This window comes from Wolbachia endosymbiont (group A) of Campoletis raptor (genome assembly GCF_964026755.1).
Lineage (GTDB): Bacteria > Pseudomonadota > Alphaproteobacteria > Rickettsiales > Anaplasmataceae > Wolbachia > Wolbachia pipientis.
The window spans coordinates 443,861-468,072 of record NZ_OZ034695.1 but is presented as its reverse complement, the minus strand read 5'-3'; the positions used below and the strand labels follow the sequence as shown (position 1 = coordinate 468,072).

The following is a 24,212-nucleotide window of genomic DNA, read 5'->3' as shown; positions in this document are numbered from 1 at the left end:
TATACACCCCTCCTTCCTTGTCCATTCTCTACTTTAGGTGGCTTTGCCCAGCTCAAAAAATGAAGTTTTTTTTGGTTCAGCAAAAACAACATTTTGAGTTTGAAAAGGCTAAATACTTGTCTTTTATATAACTTTCGTGTAATAGATATGTATGCATCCAATCATATATCTACTCAATACGTTACTTGATCTTTATAGCTTCATTCTAATATGTTGGGTTGTCCTAAACTGGCTGGTTAAACTTAATATGGTGAACATATATAATGAAACTGTCAGTAGCATAATGCACATCTTGAACCAATTGACATATCCACCACTAAAGATTATTAGAAGATATATACCACCGTTCAACGGATTAGATTTATCTATAATGATATTGCTAATAACAATTCACTTTGTAAAATATACAGTAGCTTACTACTTTAGGTAGATGTTAAAAAAATATCTAAAATCAGCAATATATCTATCCCTTTTAATATATATATATATATCAGTTTTTAGCTATAACTATAAAGATCCTTCCTTAAACACGGCTACAAATGAGGAAGTGACAAATTTAGGTGGAATAGTAGGTTCATATTTAGCTGATATATTGGTTCAATTTCTTGGATTAACTAGTGTTACAATAGCTACAACCATAGTTTACTTGTTGATCTTCAGGCCAGCAAAAATACTGCTGAAAATTCTCTATTTAATATTAATCAATTTAGGGGTATGTGCTATATTACCACAACTTTCGCTAGGCATCACAGCAAGGTACAGACACAGTGGAATAATAGGGAATGCACTCGTTAATAACTGCCCGTTTTATGTATTTGTGATAGTAACATTAATAGGTCTTGTAGGATCTGTTGGTTGGAAGAGAACAATTTACTCTCTATTCTTCTTATGTAAAAAAATAGCTTGCTTATTTGTAAATGTTCCATTCTTCAGATCACATAAAACTGCTGAATATTCAGTTGCACCATTAGTAGTAGAAGAAAAACATAAAACTAAAATCACTACTAAACAACAACCAAAAGAAAGACAGAAAAAAGCTACCGAAGAAATTTTTAAACCTTCCAGTGAGTTCGAATTTCCAAGCATTCATTTACTTTCCAAAGCAGAGGAGTCTTTGCAGAGAAAACAGCTGAATGAAATGGAGAGCAATAAAAATTTATCTCTGCTGGAACAAGTCCTGAGTGATTTTGGCGTGCAAGGAAAAATTATCAGTGTATGCTATGGGCCGGTTGTGACTTTATACAAACTTGAACCACAAGCTGGTACGAAATCTGCAAGAGTAATTGGCCTTGCAGATGACATTGCACGTTCGATGAGTGCACTCTCTGCACGTATTTCAATAATTCGTGGGCAAAATGCTATGGGAATAGAGTTGCCGAACAAGGAACGGGAAATTGTAATGCTGCGTGATTTGCTTGAATCACCAGAATACCAAAATGCAAACTTAAATCTTCCAATTGCGCTTGGCAAAGAAATAAGTGGAAAACCAGTTATTGCAGATCTAACTAAAATGCCTCACTTGCTCGTTGCTGGAACCACAGGGTCTGGTAAATCAGTTGCGATTAACACTATGATTCTTTCACTCGTTTATCGATTAAGTCCTGACGGATGCAAGATGATAATGATCGACCCCAAAATGCTTGAGCTTTCAATATATGATGCAATACCACATCTAATAACGCCAGTAGTAACAGAGCCAAAAAAGGCTGTAGTCGCTCTTAAGTGGATAGTGAAAGAAATGGAAAACCGCTATCGCATGATGTCGTATTTGAATGTACGCAATGTTATAAACTATAATCAAAAAATCACAGAAGCGATGAATAGTGGAATAGAATTGGAGCGCGTTGTGCAGATTGGCTTTAACTCAACAACAGGCAAACCTCTGTTTGAAAAAATACCAATCAAGATGGAAACATTTCCATATATTGTAGTGATCGTGGATGAAATGGCAGATTTGATGCTTGTTGCCGGCAAAGAAATAGAGTGCTCTATTCAACGCTTAGCTCAGATGGCTCGTGCTGCAGGAATACACATCATAATGGCAACACAACGCCCATCTGTGGATGTGATCACAGGTGTGATAAAGGCGAACTTTCCAACGAGAATCAGTTTTGCTGTTACTTCTAAGATAGATAGCCGTACAATACTTGGCGAACAAGGGGCTGAACAATTGCTCGGCATGGGTGACATGCTCTATATGGCCTCTGGTGGTAAGATCATTCGAGTTCACGGCCCATTTGTAAGTGATAATGAGGTGCAAGATATAGTTGATCATCTGAAAATGCAAGGTGAGCCAAACTACATGGAGGAAATCACTAAAGAAGATGAAAATTCTTCTACAGAGTCACACGATGAAACGGAGGATGAAGAAAATGACCTCTATAACCAAGCAGTGGCCATCATTCAAAGAGATCAAAAAGTTTCAACCAGTTACATTCAAAGGCAGCTTAGAATAGGCTATAACAGAGCAGCAAACATCGTTGAAAGAATGGAAAAGGAAGGTATTGTCAGCGCTCCAAATTACTCAGGGAAAAGAGAGATATTGGTTGAATAACAATCTTGTAATACCTTAATTTAAGTTTCCGCACTTTCAAAAAGCAAGTCAAACAAAATTATTAAAAGGTCAATACATAATGACAGTTAATTTAATAATAATTTAAACATTGGGAATGTAAAATTATAATATATTAATTAACTAGGGGGTTAAAATGGTAAAAGGAATTTTGTGCAATTGGTTAGGTGTAACAGAATTGCAAGAAAGTCAAAAAATCGATGCTGAGCAGTTTGAAAAAGTTTTTGGTGCATTAAAAGAATGGCAAGAAGCTCAAAAGATAGATGCTAAACAGTTTGAAGAGGTATTTAGTGCATTAAAAGAATGGCAAGAAGCTCAAAAGATAGATGCTGAGCAGTTTGAAAAAGTTTTTAGTGCATTAGAAGACAAGATTGGTACTGAGCAGTTTCAAGCTATGCAAGAGCACTTAAACGGCCTGCAAGAAAAAGTGGAAACACTTGCAGAGGCAGTAGCAGATCAAGAAAAAACACTACTAATTTGTACCATAGCCACTGCTGTTGCCGTAATAGCGATAACTAGTTTTGTTGCATTCTGTATCTATCAGGGAGTTAAGTGTGAAAGGGAGAAAGAAAAGAACTTGTCTAAAGATACACCAGACGCAAAACTTAATAATGTAGATGCTACCGATGGTACTAAAAAACTACGGAATGACTTAAAAGTTGACAAACATATAGCTGCATAACACTTTTCTTGAAAAGGTGTTACGCAACTTGTAACACCTTCCTCTTCTCTTAGCCTATGTAGATTTTTTGATAGTAAACATATCACTTTTTAGAAAAATATTTGTATTGTAAAGTTAGTAAAGATTCTGGTTTACTTAAAGTTTGTTAATTGCTATCTTTTAAAACACGATATTTACTATAGCACCATATGCTTAGGATTTTTTCTAAAGTTTTGTTTATATTAATGTTTTTGGTTTCTAGCTTTTTTACTGTGCATAGTGCTGGAGCTAAATCTAAGCTCAGTAAGAGATACATACCTCCTGGTAACCCTGGTGGTGCAAACTTTCATACAGATGAGGATTTTGCTGAGTCATATAAACTGTATGAGAAGCGTAGGGAATTGCTCAAGAAAAAAAAGTCACAAGATCGAGCTATAAATAAAGAAGATCTAATAAAAAAATTAAAAGAGAAAAAAATTGCTAGTCTTGATAATGAGCCAAATGACATGGAAGCGTGCATAGTCGACGATGAAGAGAGCGCTATGATAAATCAGCATGGTATTAATATCGCACGTTTAAAGGGTGCTGTATTTATAGATCAAGAGCCAGTTTCTCAGTATGAAAGTAAGCAGCATGAAAGTGAACAACAAGAAGGGAAGAAAGTTACTTCAACACGAGAAAAGAAAGTTTCTCCTATAAATATCACTATAAAAGAAACTCCTTCAAGAAGAACGTGCTCACATGATTCTATTGCTAATTTGGATAACGTAGATGCTTATAGTTTGAATGGTTCAAGTTCGTTTGGCAGCGTAGCTGAAACAGTAAAATAGTATCACAATTAATAATATGCTAGATACAGACCTGATATTGAATGACGATGCATGTGAATTATCGCCAATTTCCAGGCACAAAACTCATGTTGTAGAAGTTGGAAAAGTAAAGATAGGCGGAAATAATCCTGTAGTTGTACAATCTATGGCGCTTGGTGTGCATATAGATTCTGATAATATAAAAAGTAGCGCAAAACATTATGCAAAAGAGATAACAGAACTAGCGCGTACAGGTTCAGAATTGGTGCGAATTGCCTTGAACTCAGAGGAGGTAGCAAGAGCAATACCTTATATAGTAGAAGAGATAAATAAAGAAGGTTTTGACGGTAAAATATTGGTAGGCTGCGGTCAATATGAGCTAGATAAATTAGTTCAAGATTATCCAGACAACATCAAAATGCTGGGTAAAATTAGAATCAATCCAGGCAATATAGGCTTTGGCGACAAACGTGATGAGAAGTTTGAAAGGGTGATAGAGTATGCAATAATGCACGATCTTCCGGTTAGAATTGGGGTAAATTGGGGTAGTCTTGATAAATACCTTTTGCAAAAATTGATGGATGAAAACTCTTCGCTTAGTAATTCAAGGCCTTCTGATGTTATACTGCGCAAAGCACTTGTAATGTCTGCTCTTGATAGTGCAAAAAAAGCTGAAGGAATTGGTCTAAATTCAAACAAAATAATCATTTCATGTAAAGTTAGCAAAGTGCAAGATTTAATTTTAGTTTATATGGCACTTGCAAAATCTTCCAATTATGCGCTGCATTTGGGTTTAACTGAGGCTGGTATGGGCAATAAAGGTGTGGTAAATACCGCAGCAGGGCTTACTTATTTATTGCAAAATGGCATTGGAGATACAATACGGGCTTCTTTGACTCAACGTCCTGGTGAATCGCGTACTAATGAAGTGGTGGTGTGTCAGGAAATATTGCAGTCTATAGGCTTGCGATACTTTAACCCTCAGGTTAATTCATGTCCTGGTTGTGGGCGCACGAGCAGCGATCGTTTTCGTATATTAACTGAAGAAGTGAATGGCTATATAAAAACTCATATGCCGATGTGGAAGAAAAAAAATCCAGGTGTAGAGCATATGAACATTGCTGTTATGGGATGCATAGTAAATGGTCCTGGAGAAAGCAAACACGCAAATTTGGGAATCAGCTTACCTGGATATGGAGAAAAACCTGTTTCAGCAGTCTACAAAAACGGCAAATATTTCAAAACTTTACAAGGTGATAATGTCTCTGAAGAATTTAAGGCAATTATTGATAATTATGTGAAGAAACATTACATGTAACCTTTCACGGTTAATTATGACCTTACCCATAAATGGAAGAAGATCTGATAGGCTTTCATATACTTAACTTCAATATTAGCTTTTCTTGATCTCTGGTTTCCACCTTTAGTAACTTCTAGAGAAATTTTCTTTTTTACTGGCAGTTGAGTGATGCGTGTTTGCAAATCTGTTTTTCCGACTTCAGTACAGATAAATCTTCTATTAGCTCGATTGCGGATTACATAAAAACTACCTAACGTCTCAGCCACCCATAAAAATTTGAAGATGTCTGCTTCCCTATCACCAAGGGTAACAAGTTGTACATTTGGAGGAAGGTTGTTTATAGTTTCTTTGAGAGCTGTTATCCACTTATAACTTTCTTTTTCTTCTATGGAGGTACGGTATTTTCTGTTTGCTTTTTCTTGTGCCGTTTCTTCTTCCCTAATAGAACGCGCCCAACATTGTTGGGAAGATAGACCTAAAGGTAATCCGTCTTTGCTAGGCACTATGCAACAGTAAACCCATTTTATGCTTTGTATAAGCTTTAGAAATACTGCCTAGTCTCTTGGTCTTTATATGAGAGTCAAAATCCAAATAACTGGATTCCAGTGGGCTTTGTTGCATCGCTCTTCGGATAGTAGGTAACGTACAATAAATTCATGAAGCTATCTCAAACTTAGCCATGCCTATTTCAGTAAATTTGTTAAGCAAATAACATTTAGTTCCCTCTCACGATTCATTTCAGATTTGTTCCTAAAACTAAATCCAAATGTCTTTTTTAATCGCGAGAAAAAACCTTCTATATAAGATCTTTTTCCATAACTCATCTCTTTTTTCCACTTCTTTATACCATCTTCATCATATGACTTTATGAGCTTGACTGCAGAATTTCTCTCAGCCATATAGTCTAACTTTGGATGCTCTGCTGCGTTGTTTTTCGGAGGAATTTTCGTTTTTATACCATATTGATTACACAGCTTATAGAGCTTTTCTCTGTCATATGCCCTATCTGCATATAGTACTTTTATGACATACTGAAAATCGACTTCTTTTAGCAAATCACAAGCTCCATAGTGATCAGAGTAGACACCGTTACTGTATTTTACAGCTATGGCTTTTTTGCTGTTTGTATTCAACATTACATGCAATTTTCTTGTCTGTTCATAGCTGCGATACTTTCTATCTTCGCTATTTTCTTTGCTATGACCAGAAGTGTTGTTGTATATACTAATTCCTGTACTGTCTATAGCAATTTCGATATCTTCCATATTATTTTCTGCAATCATTGATCTTAATATTGAGTTTCTTAAACCTTCTTGATGATTGTGAATAGCTGATAACTTGCAAATTTTTCCCAATTTGCTCAAGGTATCCTGCTATAAACCCAACTGTTTGCCTCAGGCCTATTCTAAATAAACAAGTTATTATGTGCACCAAAATTACAACTTTATCGCTATAAATATTGTTGCCACCTGGTATTTTTGGACCATTCTCGTACCACTTTTCTATGGCTTCGTTGATATAATGAAAAATATTTCCTCTTTTTTCTAGAAATTTGTTATATTCGCTATGGTTACTGACCCTCATTTTTTGTGGCATATTTTTTCTTCAACAGTTAAATCGCTATTTATAATGAATTTTGTCAGTAACTGCCAGTTCTTTTCACTTGAGCGATGCAACAAAGCCATTCCAGTGTCAAGCACTGGAATGACACCGTTATAAAGAAACCAGTGTCAGCTACTTGAATGACACAGTCTTTGCTTAAACCCGTAACGTTCGTACATTTTGCTAAAAGTTCAAATATCAACATCATGCACGTTGAGTGCATTGCTATTAATAAAATCACGGCGTGGTTCAACTATATCACCCATTAGTATTGAAAATATGGAATCAGCTTCTTCACAATCTTTTATTTCAACCTTTAGTAAAGTTCTAGCCTCAGGATTTAACGTAGTATCCCATAGCTGATCAGCATTCATTTCACCAAGACCTTTAAATCTCTGCAGAGTTAAACCTTTTTTACCATAGTCCATTATTATTTTTGCAAGCGTACTTGGAGAAGTGATTCTTATTTCAGTTTCTTGTGACTTTAAAAATGAATCACCATTAAATAAATTACTTATACCATCAAGCAAACTTAATATGTTTTGCATATCTTTGCCTTCAAGCATACTAAGTGCAAATATATATTTGTCTGCCAATCCTTGAAACAATTTAGAGATATGAATTTCTTTTTCTTCATCTTTTATTTCCACTTCCCAAGTGTATTCGCTGTACATTAACTTCAAATACTTTAATATCTCATCAGCCGATGATAGAGCATTCTTTTTACTTAAAATTAGCAATGACTCTAAGAGATTTTGTGGTATTTCTCTATCATAATTTTTGCTAATATTAGAAATGCTAACGCATTTATTCAAAATAAGGCGCAAATCGTTAAATTCTGTAGCTGTACTACTTAGTGTTAATCTTTTAACTGCTGAGTTTATTATATACTCTTCAAAAGTTTCGTCATCTTTAATATAAGTGTCTTTAGCATTCTTTGTAACTTTATAGAGGGGTGGCTGTGCTATGTATAAGTAGCCTTTTTCAATAACTTCACGCATGTGTCTAAAAAAGAAAGTCAGAATCAAAGTTCTTATATGTGAACCATCAACATCTGCATCTGTCATGATGATAATTTTATGATATCTAGCTTTTTCAATATCGAAGTGTTCACTCCCTATTCCAGCACCAATTGCAGTAATTAAAGAGCCTATTTCTGCAGATGAAAAAATACGATCTAAACTTACACGTTCTACGTTTAGAATTTTTCCTCTTAAGGCAAGCACTGCTTGTGTTTTACGATTACGCCCCTGCTTTGCAGTACCACCTGCTGAATTACCCTCTACTATAAATAATTCCGATAACTCAGGGGCTTTTTCCTGGCAATCAGCAAGCTTTCCTGGCAGAGTTGCAATATCAATATTGTTTTTGCTTTTAACTAGCTCTCGTGCTTTTCTTGCGGCTTCTCTTCCTTTTGCTGACCTAATTGCTCTTTCTACTATGCTTGCCGCCAATTTGGGATCAGTTTCAAGGATTGTGCTCAATTTATCAGAAACTATACTTTCTACAACTGCACGTGCTTCAGAACTAACTAGTTTATCTTTTGTTTGTGAAGAAAACTTAGGGTCAGGCATCTTGAGAGATAAAACACAAGTTAAACCTTCTCTAACGTCCTCTCCAGTTAAATTTACTTTTGCTTTCTTTAAAAACCCTTCATTAGTTGCATAGTTATTGATACATCTAGTTAGTGCAGATCTAAATCCTGCCAAATGCGTACCACCATCTCGTTGCCGTATATTATTAGTGAAACACAACATATTCTCATAGTAGGAATCATTCCATTCCATCGATATTTCCAAGCTGATGCCAAGATCTTCTGCATCTCCTTTCATACTGGCAATTTTAGTTACATGTGTCTTATTCTTATCTAAATACTGCACAAAATTTGCTGTACCAAAATTGTCTTTAGATTGATTGCTCTGATTGAAATGAGATTCTGTATATGGTTCATTGCGCAGATCACGTAAAGTAATGTCGATATTTAAATTTAAAAATGCTAATTCTCTTATACGACTTTCAAGCGTTGAGTAACTGAAATTAATGCCATTAAAAGTCTCTGTTGATGGCATGAACGTGACTTTAGTTCCTCTTTTGTTTGTATTTTCGTTGACTACCTTTAAAGGTTCAATAGACTCACCATCTTCAAAACGCATAAAGTGTTCTTTCTTATTGCGCCAAATAGTTAATTCCAACCAGCTTGATAATGCATTCACAACTGAGATTCCAACACCATGTAATCCCCCAGAAACCTTATAGGTATTGCTGTCAAATTTACCACCAGCATGGAGTTGAGTCATTATTACCTCTGCTGCTGATATTCCTTCTTCTTCATGAATGTCAGTTGGAATGCCACGACCATTATCAGTTACAGATACTGAACCATCTGCATTTATACTAACTTCAATTTTATCACAATATCCAGCTAAAGACTCATCTATTGCGTTGTCAACAACCTCATATACCATGTGGTGCAAGCCAGATCCATCGTCAGTGTCACCAATGTACATACCTGGACGTTTCCTTACAGCATCAAGACCCCTTAAGATTTTTATTGCATCGGCATTATAACTATTTTCCATGGTATTGCTTCGTTTATGAATGTTAATTAATATTACATTCATATATGCTGATTAGCAACATTTTTAAACTGATAACCCATATTAAAAGCACAATTTTACGAATGTTTATTTTTGAAGACAGCAAATAGTGTCATTCCAATGTGTCTTCCAGGTGGAGATTAAATTATAACGCTCATGCAGTTGCGTAATTAACAGAAGAATCTATAATTCAGTTTACGTATTTTCTGATCTCAGCCAAAATCTTATCAGATTGACTTTCGTCTGAATTTAAATCGGCTGCAAAGTGTGTAACATATTTTCCTCCAGGGCCAATAAGATATATTATCGAAGAATGGTTGATTTCTTCTTCTCCACCAACTTTGCTTGCATATACTTTGTATTTCGCAACTACTTCGTCTATTTTTTCTCTTTCACCAGTTAACATTTGTATTCTGTGGTCAAATTGCTGCTGAAATTCTTTAAGTCTTTCCGTGCTATCGCGCTCAGGATCAACTGTGATAAAAAATGTTTGTAGCTTGTTGTTAGTTTTCTCATCTAACTTTGCAAGTGTTTCTGAAATTATTCCAAGGTTCATAGGGCAAGTTCTTTTGCATGAGGAAAACCCAAAGAAAATCATCATGTATTTATCTTTAAAATCACTACTGCGCAGGATCTGTCCGTCCTGATTAATTAAAGAAAAATCTCCGCCTATCTTAACTTCTGCGTTGTGAATCGCTACTGGGGCAAATATGCCTTTTTTAGTGAAATAACAATAACCTAAAAAAACAACTGCTAATGCTGCTAGCACATTAGATAACAATCTTACAAACCTTACCATTAGAATGCTCTCAGTAAAATTAAATTGTATCTTTATTGGTTGATCTATTCAATACATTTATTCCAAAGTGTATTGTTAATTTTGTCTAACAGTTTCTTATGTTCATCAATTTCTTCACTATTTGGTGAATGTTCTCTGGGAGTTAGATTACGCACTTTATGCTGAACGAATGTAGAGTTACTGTCCTGATTGCATTCATTATCAAACAGAAAGGTTTGTAACCCTCCTGTAAGTTCAACATATACCTTTGCAAGCAATTGAGCATCAACTAGTGCTCCGTGCAATTCTCTATTCTCTAGCGATATATCAAAACGCTTACATAATGCATTCAAAGAAGCAGGTGATCCTGCGAATTTTTTCCTCGCAAGAGGTAATGTATCTAGCACTCTATCTGAGGAAATTAACCCAGCATTCAGCTTGCTTAACTCCATGTTAAGGAACTTAACATCGAATTCAGCGTTGTGAATTACCAAAATATCATTAGATATAAAGTCAAGAAATTCAAGTGCAACATCTGAAAATAATGGTTTATCTTCTAAAAATTCTTCACTAACACCGTGAATCTTAAATGAGTGATAAGGTATATCTCTTTCTGGGTTAAGGTACCGATGGAATACTTTACCTGTTGGAATGCGGTTAATTAATTCCACACACCCTATTTCAATAATTCGATGACCAGATCCAGTGTCAAGACCTGTCGTTTCAGTGTCAAGTACTATTTCGCGTAGCTTGCTTTCCATTTCAAAAAAAACTCATCTTACTTGTCATTTGTCTTATCGTTACTTGTCTTTTTATAGTGAATAGAAACAAGCAACCAGCTTGGGTCTGATGAATTAACATTTTTTTTGAATTGCCATACATCCTCAACTTTATTAATGGTGGATGTACTACCTGATATGATATCCCCTTTATTATTCTTAACGAAGTTAATTTGCTCTGAAAGGAAATATACTGCAATAAACACTGCGTTTTTTACTAGCTTTATTTCTAAAATCTTTTGTGAAACAATAGAAACAATTATAGACTCGTGCACCTCTTTACGATGTTTAATCTTCTCTGCAAAATTATCATATAAGTCTTTATCGAGAAGTGGTTTTAACTGAGACAAATTTCCTTGATTGAAACATTTTATTATTAATTCAAAAGCTATGCTTGAACCTTCTATAAAGTGGGAAATAGAAAAATCTTTGTTTTTTTTTAATATTTGTTTATAAGTAACTTTTATTGAATTTTCATCATTGCTATCAATGTAACCCTCAATGTTTTCTACTACATCTTGTCTACTTCGGCTTACATCCAATACATTAGTTAGCTTTTTTAGGTTGAGGTTGGCTGACCTTCCTAAAGAATTATACAAACGTGAAAAAATGAACGCCGCTAATAAAGCATATATTACAAGCTCTATCATAGTAACTCAACTCCTTGGCATATAAAGTATCCGAACATTATTAATTATTAATGAAAATATGTTTTTCATATCAACTTATAATCAGGTTTGCTATTCGTTTGTAAATGAATATATTATATAAGAAAGTATTAAATATCTCAACTTAATTAAAGGAGACGTAAGAAATGCCACAACAAAAAATGAGAATTCACGGTCAATATGTTAAAGATCTATCATTTGAGAATCCGAATTCGCCATTCCTTTCTTCTAGTAAAGCTCCAGATATTAATGTAATGGTTAATATCAATTCAGCAAAATTAGAAGGGACGAAAAACAAAGAAGAAGTGAATGAAGAAAAATCTTTCCATGAAATTACTTTGCATATAGAAGTCAAAGCAACGGTAAAAGATGAAGGCATAAAAGATGGCGTAGCTTTCATTTGTGAGACGAAATATTGTGGTATTTTTTCAATAGAAAATTTAAAAGAGTTGAGTGAGGAAGAGGTAAGACAAGCTTTGTTTATTGGCGGACCTACTTTTCTTTTCCCTTTTGCAAGAGAAATAATTGCAAGAGTTACAAGTAGTGGTGGATTTCCCCCACTGATGCTAGATCCTATAGATTTTGAAACTATGTATGAGCAGCAAGGTCAACAACAAAAAAGTAACGGTAGTAATTCCAATTTTAACTAATATGATGTAACTTGATGAATAATTCTTTAAACGCAAAAACGACTTTAAACATTGACGGGAAGTCATACAACTATTTTAGCCTAAGTAGTGTTAGTGAATTTTTAGGAATAGATGTGACTAAATTGCCCTGCTCACTTAAGGTTCTGCTTGAAAATTTATTGCGCAATGAAGATGGAGTAAACGTAAAGCTGGATGACATAAGAGTGCTAGCAGACTGCGTTAATAAACACACTAATCACGAAATTAGCTATAAACCAGCAAGGGTGTTGATGCAAGATTTTACAGGGGTTCCTGCTGTTGTTGATCTAGCTTCAATGCGGAGCTATGTTAAGAAAAATGGAGGAAACCCGAGCAACATAAATCCGTCTGTACCGGTTGATCTTGTGATTGACCATTCTGTTCAAGTAGATAGTTATGGAAGTGTTTCCGCATTCAGTAAGAATGTTGAGCTAGAAGTAAAAAGAAATTTGGAGAGATATCAATTTTTAAAGTGGGGGGAATCGTCCTTCACAAATTTTAGAGTAGTGCCGCCTGGCACAGGGATTTGCCACCAAGTGAATCTTGAATATTTAGCGCAAGTTGTGTGTAATAATGATGGAGTCATATATCCTGACACTTTAGTTGGTACTGACAGCCATACTACAATGGTTAACGGATTATCAGTTCTTGGTTGGGGTGTTGGAGGCATAGAAGCTGAGTCTGTGATGCTTGGTCAACCAATTAGTATGGTGATTCCAGAAGTAGTTGGATTTAAATTAATTGGCAGATTGCCGGAAGGAGTAACTGCGACTGATTTAGTGCTGACGGTTACCAATATCCTAAGAACAAAAGGCGTTGTTGGTAAGTTTGTAGAATTTTATGGTGATGGTTTAGATTATTTATCTTTGGCAGATAGAGCCACTATAGCAAACATGGCCCCAGAGTATGGTGCAACTTGTGGGTTTTTTCCAATTGATCAGAAAACACTCGATTATTTACATTTAACAGGGCGACCAGAAAAGCTGATTAAGTTAGTTGAGGCTTATGCGAAAGAGCAAGGATTGTGGCGTGGCAATAATGAGTTAGCATTTTTTGACGCACTAGAACTTGATTTATCGAGCGTGAAGCCAGTAATGGCTGGTCCTAAAAGACCACAAGATAAGGTTTTTCTTTCACAAGTGGCAGAGTCTTTTTCTAAATCATTTTCAGTTAATGAGTCAAAGGAAAGCGATAAACTCCAAGATGGAAGTGTAGTTATTGCAGCAATAACAAGCTGCACTAATACCTCAAATCCAAGTGTGATGATTGCTGCAGGTCTTGTAGCTCGTAATGCAATTAAACTTGGATTAAAATCAAAGCCTTGGGTTAAAACTTCTCTTGCTCCAGGGTCACAAGTTGTAACAGAATATTTAGAAAAGTCTGGATTGCAGGTAGATCTAAATGCTTTGGGTTTTAATCTAGTTGGATATGGTTGCACAACTTGCATTGGGAATTCTGGTCCACTTAATAAAGATATAGAAAATGGCATTAAAAACAAAAACTTAACCGTTGCTGCAGTTTTATCTGGCAATCGTAACTTTGAAGGAAGAATTCATCCGTTAGTCAAAGCTAATTACTTGGCATCTCCGCCACTTGTTGTTGCATATGCACTTGCTGGTACTGTGCAAATTGATCTGACAAAAGATTCAATATGCAAAGATAAGAATGGAAATGATGTCTATCTCAAAGATATATGGCCAACAAACAATGAAATCGAAGATTGTGTTAAAAGTGTGGTAACACGTGAGATGTTCATACAAAAGTATAAGGATGTTTTTTCTGGTGATGAACATTGGCGAAAGATAAAGTGTGAAAAAAGTGAAATCTATAATTGGGATGCAAACAGCACTTACATACAAAATCCGCCTTATTTTGATAACTTATCACCTAAAAATAATAAAATCGATATAAAGGGTGCACAAATATTAGCAATGTTTGGCGATAGCATAACTACTGATCATATTTCCCCTGCGGGAAATATTGCCTCGAGTAGTCCTGCCGGTCTATATTTAAAAGGGCTTGGAATTGAACCACAGGATTTCAATTCATATGGATCTCGTCGTGGTAATCACAATGTAATGATGCGTGGGACTTTTGCTAACATTAGAATAAAAAATGAAATGGTTAGCACCGAAGGTGGATATACAAAATATATTCCTTCTCAAGAAACTATGCCAATTTTTGATGCGGCGATGCGCTACAAGGAAGCTCTCATCATTGTGGCAGGAAAGGAGTATGGCACAGGTTCAAGTAGGGATTGGGCAGCAAAGGGTACTTTATTGTTGGGGATTAAAGTTGTAATTGCAGAAAGCTTTGAGCGTATACATAGGTCCAACTTAGTTGGTATGGGTGTTCTTCCACTTATATTCCAAAATGGAATAACCAGAAAGATATTTGATGGTAGCGAGGTAATAAGCATAAAAGGTGAAATAGTGCCGAGTGGAAATCTAGAATGTATCATCAAAAGAAAGGATAATTCAAGGCAATCAATTCAACTCAAATGCTGTGTACAAACCGCAACTGAGACTAAATACTTGATGTGTGGTGGAGTGTTGAGCTACATACTTGCACAATCTTTTTGATTTAGTGAAGTTATTGCATGGACTTCTTTTAGCCAGCCCTGATCCCTTTGTAAATAGCAATTTGCTCTGCGCAAAGTTATGATATAATTTCACCATACATATGGTGTCGGAGTATTTTTTGGAGATAATTATATATGATAAGCTCTATACAAGAACCTAATGAACTCAGAAAACGTTTACAAGGATTTTATCGTACTGATGAAAAGAGTTATATACGTTATCTTGTAGAAAAAGCAGAGCTTTCGGCTGATTCAAAAAATAGAATTTATAATATAGCAAAACAAGTTATTGAAAAAATCAAACACAATAAATTAAGTATTGTAGATTCCTTTATGCAGCAATACTCGCTTTCCAATGATGAAGGAATAGCGCTTATGTGTCTTGCTGAGTCACTACTTAGAATACCAGATGATTATACAATAGACGAGCTAATCAAAGATAAAATTGCCAATCAGGAATGGAATAAATATTTAGGGCTCTCTTCTTCGTTGTTTGTTAATGCTTCCACATGGAGCTTGATGATAGGTAGCAGTATATTGAGAGATAATGAAGGCGATTCGAAGTTCTATTACGCAATTTCTAAGTTACTTAAGAATTTAGGAGAACCGATCATTCGCAAAGCAGTAAAACAAGCAATGTCTATGCTTGGTAATCATTTTGTTGTTGGAGAAACCATAGAAGAAGCTTTAAGGTACGCAAAACTAGATGACAATAGTAAGTTTTTATACTCTTTTGATATGCTTGGCGAAGCTGCTCACACAACTGAGGATGCAGAAGAGTATTTTAATTCATACATGCACTCAATAAAAGCTATAGGTGAATCCACTGAAATAAATGATTGTTTTAAATCCCATGGAATTTCAATCAAACTTTCTGCTTTACACCCACGTTATGAATTTAGTCAATTTGGCCGAATTGCTGGTGAGATATTCACTAAGGTTTTAGAGCTCTGCCGCGAGGCAAAAAAATACAACATTTCACTATGCATAGACGCAGAAGAAACAGAAAGGCTTGAAATTTCCTTAATCTTGTTTGAACAATTACGGCTTGATGAATCACTTTCTGAGTGGGAAGGGCTCGGCTTGGCTGTACAAGCATATCAAAAACGTGCTTTATCTGTTCTTGACTTTGTAGAGGATGTTGCTATTCGATCAAATCATAAAATTATGGTGAGGCTTGTAAAAGGTGCATATTGGGATTCAGAAATCAAGTGTACGCAAGAATTGGGATTAAATGATTACTCAGTATTTACAAGAAAAAGCTATACTGACGTATCTTACCTCGTGTGCGCACAGAAACTTTTGAGTAAACCAAACAGCTTTTACCCATGCTTTGGAACTCATAACGTCTATACTTTTGCCTCTATCATGGAACTTGCTGATAAAAACCACCCTGGATTTGAATTTCAACGCTTACATGGAATGGCAAAAGACTTATATGATTATGCAATGTCAGAGCTTGCAACAAATGTTAGCTGTCGTGTCTACGCACCCGTTGGGGAACATAGTGACTTGTTGCCTTATCTTATAAGACGCCTTCTTGAAAATGGAGCTAATAGTTCGTTTGTTAATCAAATAAGTGATCCTAACGTTAAAATCGATGAGTTAATTTCAGATCCACTGGAAAAAGCTATAAATTTTAATTATGAACCTCATCCAGGCATTCCATTACCACAAGATATTTTGGGACCAGAAAGAAAAAATTCCTTGGGGATGGATATTAGTGATTCTGTGATAGTCTCACAATTTGCAGATGATATAAAGGGTTTTAGTGAAAAAAAGTGGCAAGTTGGACCAATAATTGATGGAAAAGCACTATTTGATAATGCTGAATTTATCGAAGTAGTGAATCCTGCACATTTGGAAAATGTAATTGGAGAAGTGTCAAGTGCAACAAGCGATCAAGCTTTAAACGCTCTTGAAATAGCACATAGTGCTTTTGCTAAGTGGCAGAATGTTTCAGCAGAAGAGCGCGCTAAATGCCTTGAAAAAGCTGCAGATTTGCTTGAGGAAAGGATGAAAGAGTTAATTTACATTCTGATTGTGGAAGCAGGAAAAATTTTATCCGATGCAATAGCAGAAGTAAGAGAGGCAATCGACTTTCTGCGTTATTATGCAATGATAGCAAAAAATGAACTGAGCGACTGGAAAAAATTGCCGGGCCCAACAGGTGAAGATAACTTCATCTTTTTTGAAGGCAGAGGAGTTTTCTTATGCATATCACCGTGGAATTTTCCGCTCGCTATCTTCATTGGGCAGGTCTCAGCTGCACTTGCAGCAGGTAATGCAGTGCTGGCAAAACCGGCAGAGCAAACGCCGATTATTGCCTACGAAGCTGTTAAGATACTACATGAAGCTGGGATACCAAAGAATGTGTTACACCTCATTCCTGGGGATGGTGGATATTTAGGCAAAATATTAGTTCCAGACAATAGAATTGCCGGAGTAGCTTTTACTGGCTCAACACAAACTGCTCAAATAATCAATAAAATGCTTGCAAATAGGGATGGTCCTATTGTGCCACTTATTGCTGAAACAGGAGGGCTCAATGCTATGATAGTTGATAGCTCTGCTCTTTTAGAGCAAGTGGCTATGGATGCTTTGCTTTCTGCGTTTCGTAGCAGTGGTCAACGCTGTTCTGCGCTTAGAGTGCTGTTTATTCAAGAGGACATAGCAGAGAAGCAGATAAAAATGATATGCGGTGCAGCGCAAGAACTCAAGATTGGTGACCCAATACAACTTAGTACTGATATTGGTCCAATAATTGATAAAGCATCTATCGATATGCTCACTCAACATACGCAAAAAATGTCAGAGGATGAAGATTCAAATCTGTTATTTAAAGTACCCATGGATACGAATTCTCATAATGGTTATTTCTTTCCTCCATATATTTATGAGATACAAAAAATTTCGCAATTAAAGCAAGAGGTATTTGGTCCTATTTTACATATCATACGTTTTAACAAGTCACAATTAAATGAAGTTATAAGTGATATAAATAGTACTGGATATGGGCTTACGTTTTCTTTGCAGAGTCGTATACAAAGTCAAATTGACACTATAAGTAAAAAAATATCAGTTGGAAATGTCTACATCAACCGTAACCAGATAGGTGCAGCAGTTGGGATACAACCATTTGGTGGTAGAGGACTATCTGGCACTGGGCCAAAAGCTGGTGGTCCTCATTATTTACAGCGTTTTTCTACAGAAAAAGTTGTAAGTGTTAACACTACAGCATTTGGTGGTAACACTACACTTATGTGTTTGGATTAATTTGCAGGCCCTAATTTTTCTTACCCCTAAACTAGACGTTCGTGCAGTTATGTACACAGCGCTAAAATCCGAAAAGGACCAGCTCATGCACTGAAATAAATCGTATCCGTTCAGCCAATGGCGTCAACTTAAGAACTTTCATTAGCAAACTCTCCTAAAGACATGATGGCGTTTAGGCTTATCTACTTTATTGCGGCTGTCCCGGTCGGATTTTAACTTTAGCGCGTATACTTAAAAAGGGCTTGAAAGTTTTTTGGTGCAATAAGTACCTGATAGAGTTTCTGTCTCATTACACTAAATAAAACTGAAAAATTTAAACGATACTCAGTAATTTGATCTGGGTTCCAAGGCCCTTGTGCATCACATATATGAAGCGATAATATATTGCACATGACCAAGTTTGCCCAAAATTCTTGTAATACAGCCTCTCCAGAAAAATTCTCTAACTCTGCTCCTACTTTGAGTCGTTTCCTCTATGTGCCACCTTAACACATAAGCTTTGCTCCAAAGTCTCGGTCAAAAACTCTGTTTCTCAGTTGGCTAATGTCAGCACTATAACTCTTACTTTCTGTCCTTTCATTTTATTTTTTAGCTTTTCATTTTCTAATATAAAATCAAAATCTAATTCGCCAGCGTTCCCATAGCTTACTATAATTTCTTTTTTGCAAGCGAAAAATAAAATCTACTTCCAAATCATAATGCTGCTGAATGAATTTTACTGAAGACGATCATAGATAAATAATAATTTCTCTTGATTTAATAAACGCATTTGAGTGATAACTTCGGGTAATTGCTCTGCCGCCAACGTTTGTTCACCTATATTCCAAGCTGCAAGACGAGCACTACAAATCAGCGAAGTACACAAATCAACAAACAAATTGCCAATGGTGCCTGTTGTTCCATTTGGTTCAAACTCGGATACAATTTCCCCAGAGCTGGGTAATCTCATACCAGAACCATCTGCTGCAATAAGTCTATAGCCTCTCCAACTCAGGTTCATCCTGATAGGCTGTTTGGATGCTTAAATTCTTGAAAGCCTGTATGGCAAATCTTATACCTTGCTTTAGAAAAAGCTTGCTTTGAGGGTACATGTCAATGGCTCCATAAGTTCACATTCTATTCCCAAACTTTTTTTAACTAACTTTAAAATCATAGAAAATACTGTCGAAAAAGGAAGTTTTCTTGTTCGTGTAAAACTCAACACAATGGATTTTCTGAAAAGTTTTCGAGTATATTGCATTTTTAATTTGTAAGATAAGGTCTTTTCCTTTTTGCATGCCTCACCTAAAAAAGACACATTTTAAACTTTTTTGTTGCAATAAAATAGAAACAAAAGTGCTGTCCCTTGCACTCTTTGGATAATTTAATGATAAAAAATTTAGAGAGAAATTTTATACACAATCTCTGACATTTTTCCTTAAGTTGACGCCATTGTGTGAACGGTTACGGTTTCCCGTCTTCACCATGCTATATAGAAAAAAGTCTGGATTCCAATTTGCATGACAATATGGAGTATCTGCTTCTTTCATCCCAGTGGGATCTTTTATTCCATTTTATCAACAGTTTGTTTTGCAGTATCAAACAATTTTAATCCTATAATCCCGAATGTAACTAAAATAAAGCATATTACTTCGAATAAATTAACTGGTTCATCAAATAGGTAAACTCCAAGTATCGAAGCTCCTATAGCGCCCACTCCAGTCCAAATTGCATAGCATACTCCGATAGGTATAGAACGTGTAGCGAGCGAAAGTAAATATGTACTAAGAGCCATGGAGAGTATGCTAATTATTGATGGTACGAGATGAGTAAATCCATAACTATGCTTAAGTGTTATGACCCAGAACACTTCAATTAGTGACGATAAGAGTAAATATATCCAATTCATGCATAAATTTTTAGGTTTAAATAGAGAGCTTTAGCCCTATGGTTCCTATTACAATTAAAACGATACATAAAACTTGATATAAATTAATATTCTCTGTGAAAGTGGTTGCACCAATTATAGTTATTCCAATTGTGCATATTCCAGAGGAAACTGCATAGCATACTCTAATAGGTAGAAAGCATGCTGCAAGAGATAAAAAATAAATGCTAATGATCATAATTACCAATGTTGCAATCGAAGGCACAACTTTAGTAAAACTGTTACTAAACTTTAGTGTTACAGCCCACAGTATCTCTAGGATACTAGACAGCAACAAATATAACCAGCACATTTTCGTAACACTTCAATCTTGTATTGTAACAGAAATTGTTAGTTAAAACTACACTAAAGTGCAATAGATCTCTCTTTCGAAATTGCTTTAATATCAAACTTAAAACAACATCCTAAAAAACTTTTCTACGAAATTCAATTCCTGCACGTCATTTGCTGCATAAAGTGGTGTAGTTTGTTGCTCAATACCTGGTATTTCTACAAAAACTTCGCCCACTTCTTGACCTTTTTTAATGGGTGCAGGTATCATATCTTTATATTCAATACGCACCTTAATTTGGTCATGCAATTTGCGGTTGTAAGTTATGGTAACATCGTTTGCAACTGTAATAGGCACTTTTTTATCTTTTCCATAGAGAACATTTACTTCCTCAACTACGCTATCCTTAGCGAATATTTTCTTGGTGTTAAAATGATTTAAGGAGTATTGTATCAGTCTTTTTGCTTCTTCTATTCGCTCTTTCTCAGTGTTTAAGCCATTTACGACAGCAAAAATTCTCCTATCATTTCGTTTTGCAGATGCTACAATGCCGTAACCACCAGCATTTGTATAACCGGTTTTTAAACCGTCAACCCCAATGTCGTGAAAAAGTAGAAGATTTTTATTCTTTTGTACAATTTCATTATATGTCAAATATTGTTCAGAAAATAAATCATAATATTCAGGAAAATCGGTGAAAATCCTTTTTGCCAGCATTACCAAGTCTTTTGCGTTCATAAAATGATCTTCATCTGGCCACCCGCTTGAGTTGACAAAATGACTGTCATTCAGATTCAAATTTTGTGCAACTTCATTCATTTCAGCCACAAAATTCTCTTCTGATCCTGCAATGCCCTCGGCTAGTGTTATGCAGGCATCATTGCCTGAGACTATTGTAATTCCTTCAAGTAATTCCCTCACCGTAACGGATTGACCTTCTTTCAAAAACATAGAAGAGCCTCTCCTTTCCCACGCTTTTCTACTTACTCGAAATTTATCCTCCATGTGTATTATTCCAGCTTTTAGATAATCGAAGGCTATATATAAAGTCATTAGCTTGCTCATTGAAGATGGGGCCATTTTTTCATCAGAATTATGGTCAAAAATGAATGAGTCTGAAGCTAAATCTAAGACTACTGCTTGCTTTGCTTTGGTTCTAAACTGGTATGAGTATGAAGAAAAAGGAAGTATAAAAACTAATAGCAAAATTACCAATCTGCTTAACATATCTATAATTTTAAATTTACAGTGCACTAATTAATAGTATAATTTTACAGGGGCATTTCAATAGATCTCTTGCATAAAAATTCCTTGACAAAACTCGCCAGCCCCCTTATCATGAAACTGAAGCTATTTATTTATCTTCTCTGTACAGATTAAATGACAAAAAAACTCACGTATCTGGCGTCTCATGTTTAATTTTTTGCACTATGTGCACCTTATGTCTTTATAAAACTTCTAGGTTTTTACCTAATATAAGCTAAAATGCGCTTATAAAGCATTTAAAACATAAAAAAACGCCAACTTAAAAAATGGATAGTGAATAACTAGCTACCCTAGGGTTTCTTTTGCCTTTTTTTCTGTTTAGTAAATTTCTTAAACATTTATGACTAAATGTTAGTTGCATTAAAAAGCAGCTAAATCGCGGTTATTAAGCGTTTAGAATAAAAAAACGCCATACTTGAAAGTATAATGTAAGTAATTAGCCAACCACGGGGCTTCTTTTGCCTTTTTTTCGTTTGGTAAATTTCTTAAATATTTATAGCTAAACGACAACCGTCATCCCGCTACGTGTTAGCGGGATCTATGCCAAGAGATACCGTGAATGAATCGCGGTATGACGTAGGATTGCTGTCATTCCGCTGCTTGTTAACGGCTGAATACCGCGAATGAATCGCGGTATGACGGTTAAGTATCCCGCTGCTTGGATGACAGCAGATCACCTCTTCACAAAGATTTTATCAGTAATACGCATATCAATAATACTCCAATCGCTGAAAGTAAAATCAGTTGTATTTTGCAAGTGGTTTAAATATTCCCATGCACTATAAGGGTTATCTTCAGGCAGTTTTACTGTGGAATCGTTATCAAGTATGATATTCCATCTTCTATTCCCTATATAAGCAAAAGAAGAAATGTGGTCACTTAATTGAGTTTTACTCTCTAACACATCTCTAACAAATTCTAGGTTTGATAACGAGTTTTGTCCTGTAATTACAACAAGATCATCTACTGGATAGTTATCTACGATCACTTTGCCTTCGAAATCAATTACCGAGGTTTTGTTATTATCTTTCCAGAGAGCAAACGGTTTATGCTCATCTATATTAATGCGTAGAGTATTGGGCAAAATTCTGTGAACTCTTACGTGTTTTATCCACCTGCTTACGGATTGTATGTTACCGGCAAGTTTTGAAAGTGATATATACAGGATAGGTTGCGTTCTATCTGTCAAACTTAGAATATCCTTTTTGTTTGTAAATTTATTGCCGCTCACGACTACTTCGTCGATTGAAAATCCACTACTGAGTAATAAACTAGATAGGCAGTCATTATACCAAGTAAAGTAGTAATTAAATCGATTTATTATTTTATCAAGTGAGCTGTAAAGTATTAGCGTAAGAAAAAGTGCTGTGATAATAACCAAGGCACACTTACGCAAAAAACTCCTTTGGCTTCTAGTAATACTGCTCAACATGACTTAAATCCCTAATATTTTTGTGCTGCAAACTATCTTCAATAATAATTTTAACTAATTCATTAAAATTGATTCCTTTTGCCAATTTTGCAATTTCTGGCACTAACGATAACTCAGTAAAGCCAGGATGTGTATTAATCTCAAGCATTTTTAAAGTGTTATTCTTGGGATTATAACGAAAGTCTGAGCGGGAAATAGTTTTGCATCCTAAAAATTGATGAACTTTCAGTGCGTGTTCCAAGGTCATTTTATATATATTGTCAGGAATTTCAGCAGGAAATATATGTTCTGCAAATCCATCTGTATACTTTGCTTCATAATCATAGAATTTATTTTTTGGTCGTATTTCCATAGTGCCAATTGCTTCATCCAGCAATACAGCAGTATGTAACTCTATGCCCGGTATGTATTCTTCTACGATCATCAAATCTTTTGTCATAGAAGTAGCTCCTTCCTTGTCATCCAAGTAGCCAGATACTGTTTTTTTTTCCTGGTCACGCGCTGGAATGACATCAAATTTCAGTTTTAAATAATCCTCATGTGAGGAAACAATATGTACTCCGATGCTAGAGCCTTCATTAATTGGTTTTAAGACGTACGGATAATCAATTTTAATATTATTTTTTAGTAGATCTTCTCGGCTAATTACATAACCTTTTGGAGTATCAATACTAAGGGACCAAAATATATGCTTTGACATTGCCTTGTTCATAGCAACAGCAGAAGCCATAACTCCTGAGTGTGTATATTTTATACCTAAGATTTCCAATAAACCTTGAATGCAGCCATCTTCACCATAAGGTCCATGCAGAGCGATAAAAGCAAGGCCCGGATTAATTTTTTTAAGCTTTTCAGCAATGTTGCTGTCAACATCTATTTCTATTGCATTATATGAAAGGCTATCAAGTGCCTTCTTTACTGCTCTTCCACTCATAAGTGATATTTCTCTCTCACAAGAAAATCCACCACTTAAAATTGCTATAGTTGGAACCATGGGCACTCCTAGAAGAACCTTATTAATTATA

Annotated in this window: 20 protein-coding genes and 1 pseudogene; 8 read left to right on the top strand and 13 right to left on the bottom strand. The window is 35.4% G+C overall.

Annotated elements, in window-relative coordinates; genetic code table 11:
* Positions 1-151 precede the first annotated feature (151 nt).
* From AAGD74_RS02430 to ispG, 5 genes are all read left to right on the top strand, one after another.
* Positions 152-430 (top strand): YggT family protein, encoded by a 279-nt coding sequence (locus AAGD74_RS02430; RefSeq protein WP_006279515.1) that lies wholly within the window; start codon positions 152-154, stop codon positions 428-430.
* Positions 431-2,554 carry an FtsK/SpoIIIE family DNA translocase gene (locus AAGD74_RS02425; RefSeq protein WP_338482733.1) on the top strand — a complete coding sequence of 708 codons (2,124 nt, stop codon included), beginning with the start codon at positions 431-433 and terminating at the stop codon, positions 2,552-2,554.
* A 154-nt stretch (positions 2,555-2,708) separates the two neighbouring features.
* Complete coding sequence (locus AAGD74_RS02420; protein ID WP_065094680.1) at positions 2,709-3,254, top strand: hypothetical protein; 546 nt, start codon at positions 2,709-2,711, stop codon at positions 3,252-3,254.
* A gap of 188 nt (positions 3,255-3,442) precedes the next feature.
* A complete protein-coding gene (locus AAGD74_RS02415; RefSeq protein ID WP_006279518.1) occupies positions 3,443-4,063 on the top strand; it encodes a TRP75-related protein in 621 nt (206 codons plus the stop codon).
* A 16-nt stretch (positions 4,064-4,079) separates the two neighbouring features.
* Positions 4,080-5,360, top strand: a complete 1,281-nt coding sequence (gene ispG / locus AAGD74_RS02410; RefSeq protein ID WP_338482732.1) for a flavodoxin-dependent (E)-4-hydroxy-3-methylbut-2-enyl-diphosphate synthase — start codon at positions 4,080-4,082, stop codon at positions 5,358-5,360.
* 14 nt (positions 5,361-5,374) lie between these two features.
* Here the strand turns inward: ispG and AAGD74_RS02405 are convergent, their stop codons facing one another.
* The 7 genes from AAGD74_RS02405 to AAGD74_RS02375 form a co-directional block, all read right to left on the bottom strand.
* Positions 5,375-5,845: a hypothetical protein gene (locus tag AAGD74_RS02405; RefSeq protein ID WP_077188515.1), complete on the bottom strand. Its 471-nt coding sequence runs from the start codon at positions 5,843-5,845 to the stop codon at positions 5,375-5,377.
* Between the two features lie 180 nt (positions 5,846-6,025).
* On the bottom strand, positions 6,026-6,625 hold the full coding sequence (locus AAGD74_RS02400) for a transposase (protein WP_341810681.1): 600 nt from the start codon (positions 6,623-6,625) through the stop codon (positions 6,026-6,028).
* Complete coding sequence (locus tag AAGD74_RS02395) at positions 6,609-6,938, bottom strand: transposase (RefSeq protein ID WP_007548762.1); 330 nt, start codon at positions 6,936-6,938, stop codon at positions 6,609-6,611. Before AAGD74_RS02395 ends, AAGD74_RS02400 begins: the two co-directional genes overlap by 17 nt.
* A gap of 197 nt (positions 6,939-7,135) precedes the next feature.
* Entirely contained in the window at positions 7,136-9,523 is a 2,388-nt protein-coding gene (gene gyrB, locus AAGD74_RS02390; protein ID WP_338482729.1) for a DNA topoisomerase (ATP-hydrolyzing) subunit B, read from the bottom strand.
* Between the two features lie 208 nt (positions 9,524-9,731).
* The gene (locus AAGD74_RS02385) at positions 9,732-10,340 is read right to left on the bottom strand and encodes an SCO family protein (RefSeq protein ID WP_236514420.1); all 609 of its coding nucleotides are present in this window, start codon (positions 10,338-10,340) and stop codon (positions 9,732-9,734) included.
* Between the two features lie 44 nt (positions 10,341-10,384).
* The gene (gene dnaQ / locus AAGD74_RS02380) at positions 10,385-11,080 is read right to left on the bottom strand and encodes a DNA polymerase III subunit epsilon (protein WP_338482728.1); all 696 of its coding nucleotides are present in this window, start codon (positions 11,078-11,080) and stop codon (positions 10,385-10,387) included.
* Between the two features lie 17 nt (positions 11,081-11,097).
* The gene (locus AAGD74_RS02375; protein ID WP_338482727.1) at positions 11,098-11,748 is read right to left on the bottom strand and encodes a Tim44/TimA family putative adaptor protein; all 651 of its coding nucleotides are present in this window, start codon (positions 11,746-11,748) and stop codon (positions 11,098-11,100) included.
* A gap of 164 nt (positions 11,749-11,912) precedes the next feature.
* Between AAGD74_RS02375 and secB the strand changes: the two genes are divergently transcribed.
* The 3 genes from secB to putA all read left to right on the top strand — a co-directional run bounded on the left by secB (position 11,913) and on the right by putA (position 18,291).
* Entirely contained in the window at positions 11,913-12,416 is a 504-nt protein-coding gene (secB, locus tag AAGD74_RS02370; protein ID WP_006279761.1) for a protein-export chaperone SecB, read from the top strand.
* A gap of 14 nt (positions 12,417-12,430) precedes the next feature.
* Complete coding sequence (gene acnA / locus AAGD74_RS02365) at positions 12,431-15,016, top strand: aconitate hydratase AcnA (protein ID WP_236514421.1); 2,586 nt, start codon at positions 12,431-12,433, stop codon at positions 15,014-15,016.
* 134 nt (positions 15,017-15,150) lie between these two features.
* Entirely contained in the window at positions 15,151-18,291 is a 3,141-nt protein-coding gene (putA, locus tag AAGD74_RS02360; RefSeq protein ID WP_338976984.1) for a bifunctional proline dehydrogenase/L-glutamate gamma-semialdehyde dehydrogenase PutA, read from the top strand.
* Between the two features lie 141 nt (positions 18,292-18,432).
* Here putA and AAGD74_RS02355 read toward each other — a convergent pair.
* From AAGD74_RS02355 to AAGD74_RS02330, 6 genes and pseudogenes are all read right to left on the bottom strand, one after another.
* Positions 18,433-19,568: pseudogene (locus AAGD74_RS02355) on the bottom strand (transposase).
* 266 nt (positions 19,569-19,834) lie between these two features.
* A complete protein-coding gene (locus AAGD74_RS02350) occupies positions 19,835-20,179 on the bottom strand; it encodes a DMT family transporter (RefSeq protein WP_006279756.1) in 345 nt (114 codons plus the stop codon).
* Positions 20,180-20,195: 16 nt separating this feature from the next.
* Positions 20,196-20,510 carry a DMT family transporter gene (locus tag AAGD74_RS02345; protein ID WP_006279755.1) on the bottom strand — a complete coding sequence of 105 codons (315 nt, stop codon included), beginning with the start codon at positions 20,508-20,510 and terminating at the stop codon, positions 20,196-20,198.
* A gap of 99 nt (positions 20,511-20,609) precedes the next feature.
* The gene (locus tag AAGD74_RS02340; RefSeq protein ID WP_006279754.1) at positions 20,610-21,716 is read right to left on the bottom strand and encodes a D-alanyl-D-alanine carboxypeptidase family protein; all 1,107 of its coding nucleotides are present in this window, start codon (positions 21,714-21,716) and stop codon (positions 20,610-20,612) included.
* A 712-nt stretch (positions 21,717-22,428) separates the two neighbouring features.
* The gene (locus tag AAGD74_RS02335; RefSeq protein ID WP_006279753.1) at positions 22,429-23,187 is read right to left on the bottom strand and encodes a cell division protein FtsQ/DivIB; all 759 of its coding nucleotides are present in this window, start codon (positions 23,185-23,187) and stop codon (positions 22,429-22,431) included.
* Entirely contained in the window at positions 23,168-24,187 is a 1,020-nt protein-coding gene (locus AAGD74_RS02330; protein WP_049973618.1) for a D-alanine--D-alanine ligase, read from the bottom strand. Before AAGD74_RS02330 ends, AAGD74_RS02335 begins: the two co-directional genes overlap by 20 nt.
* Positions 24,188-24,212: the final 25 nt, after the last annotated feature.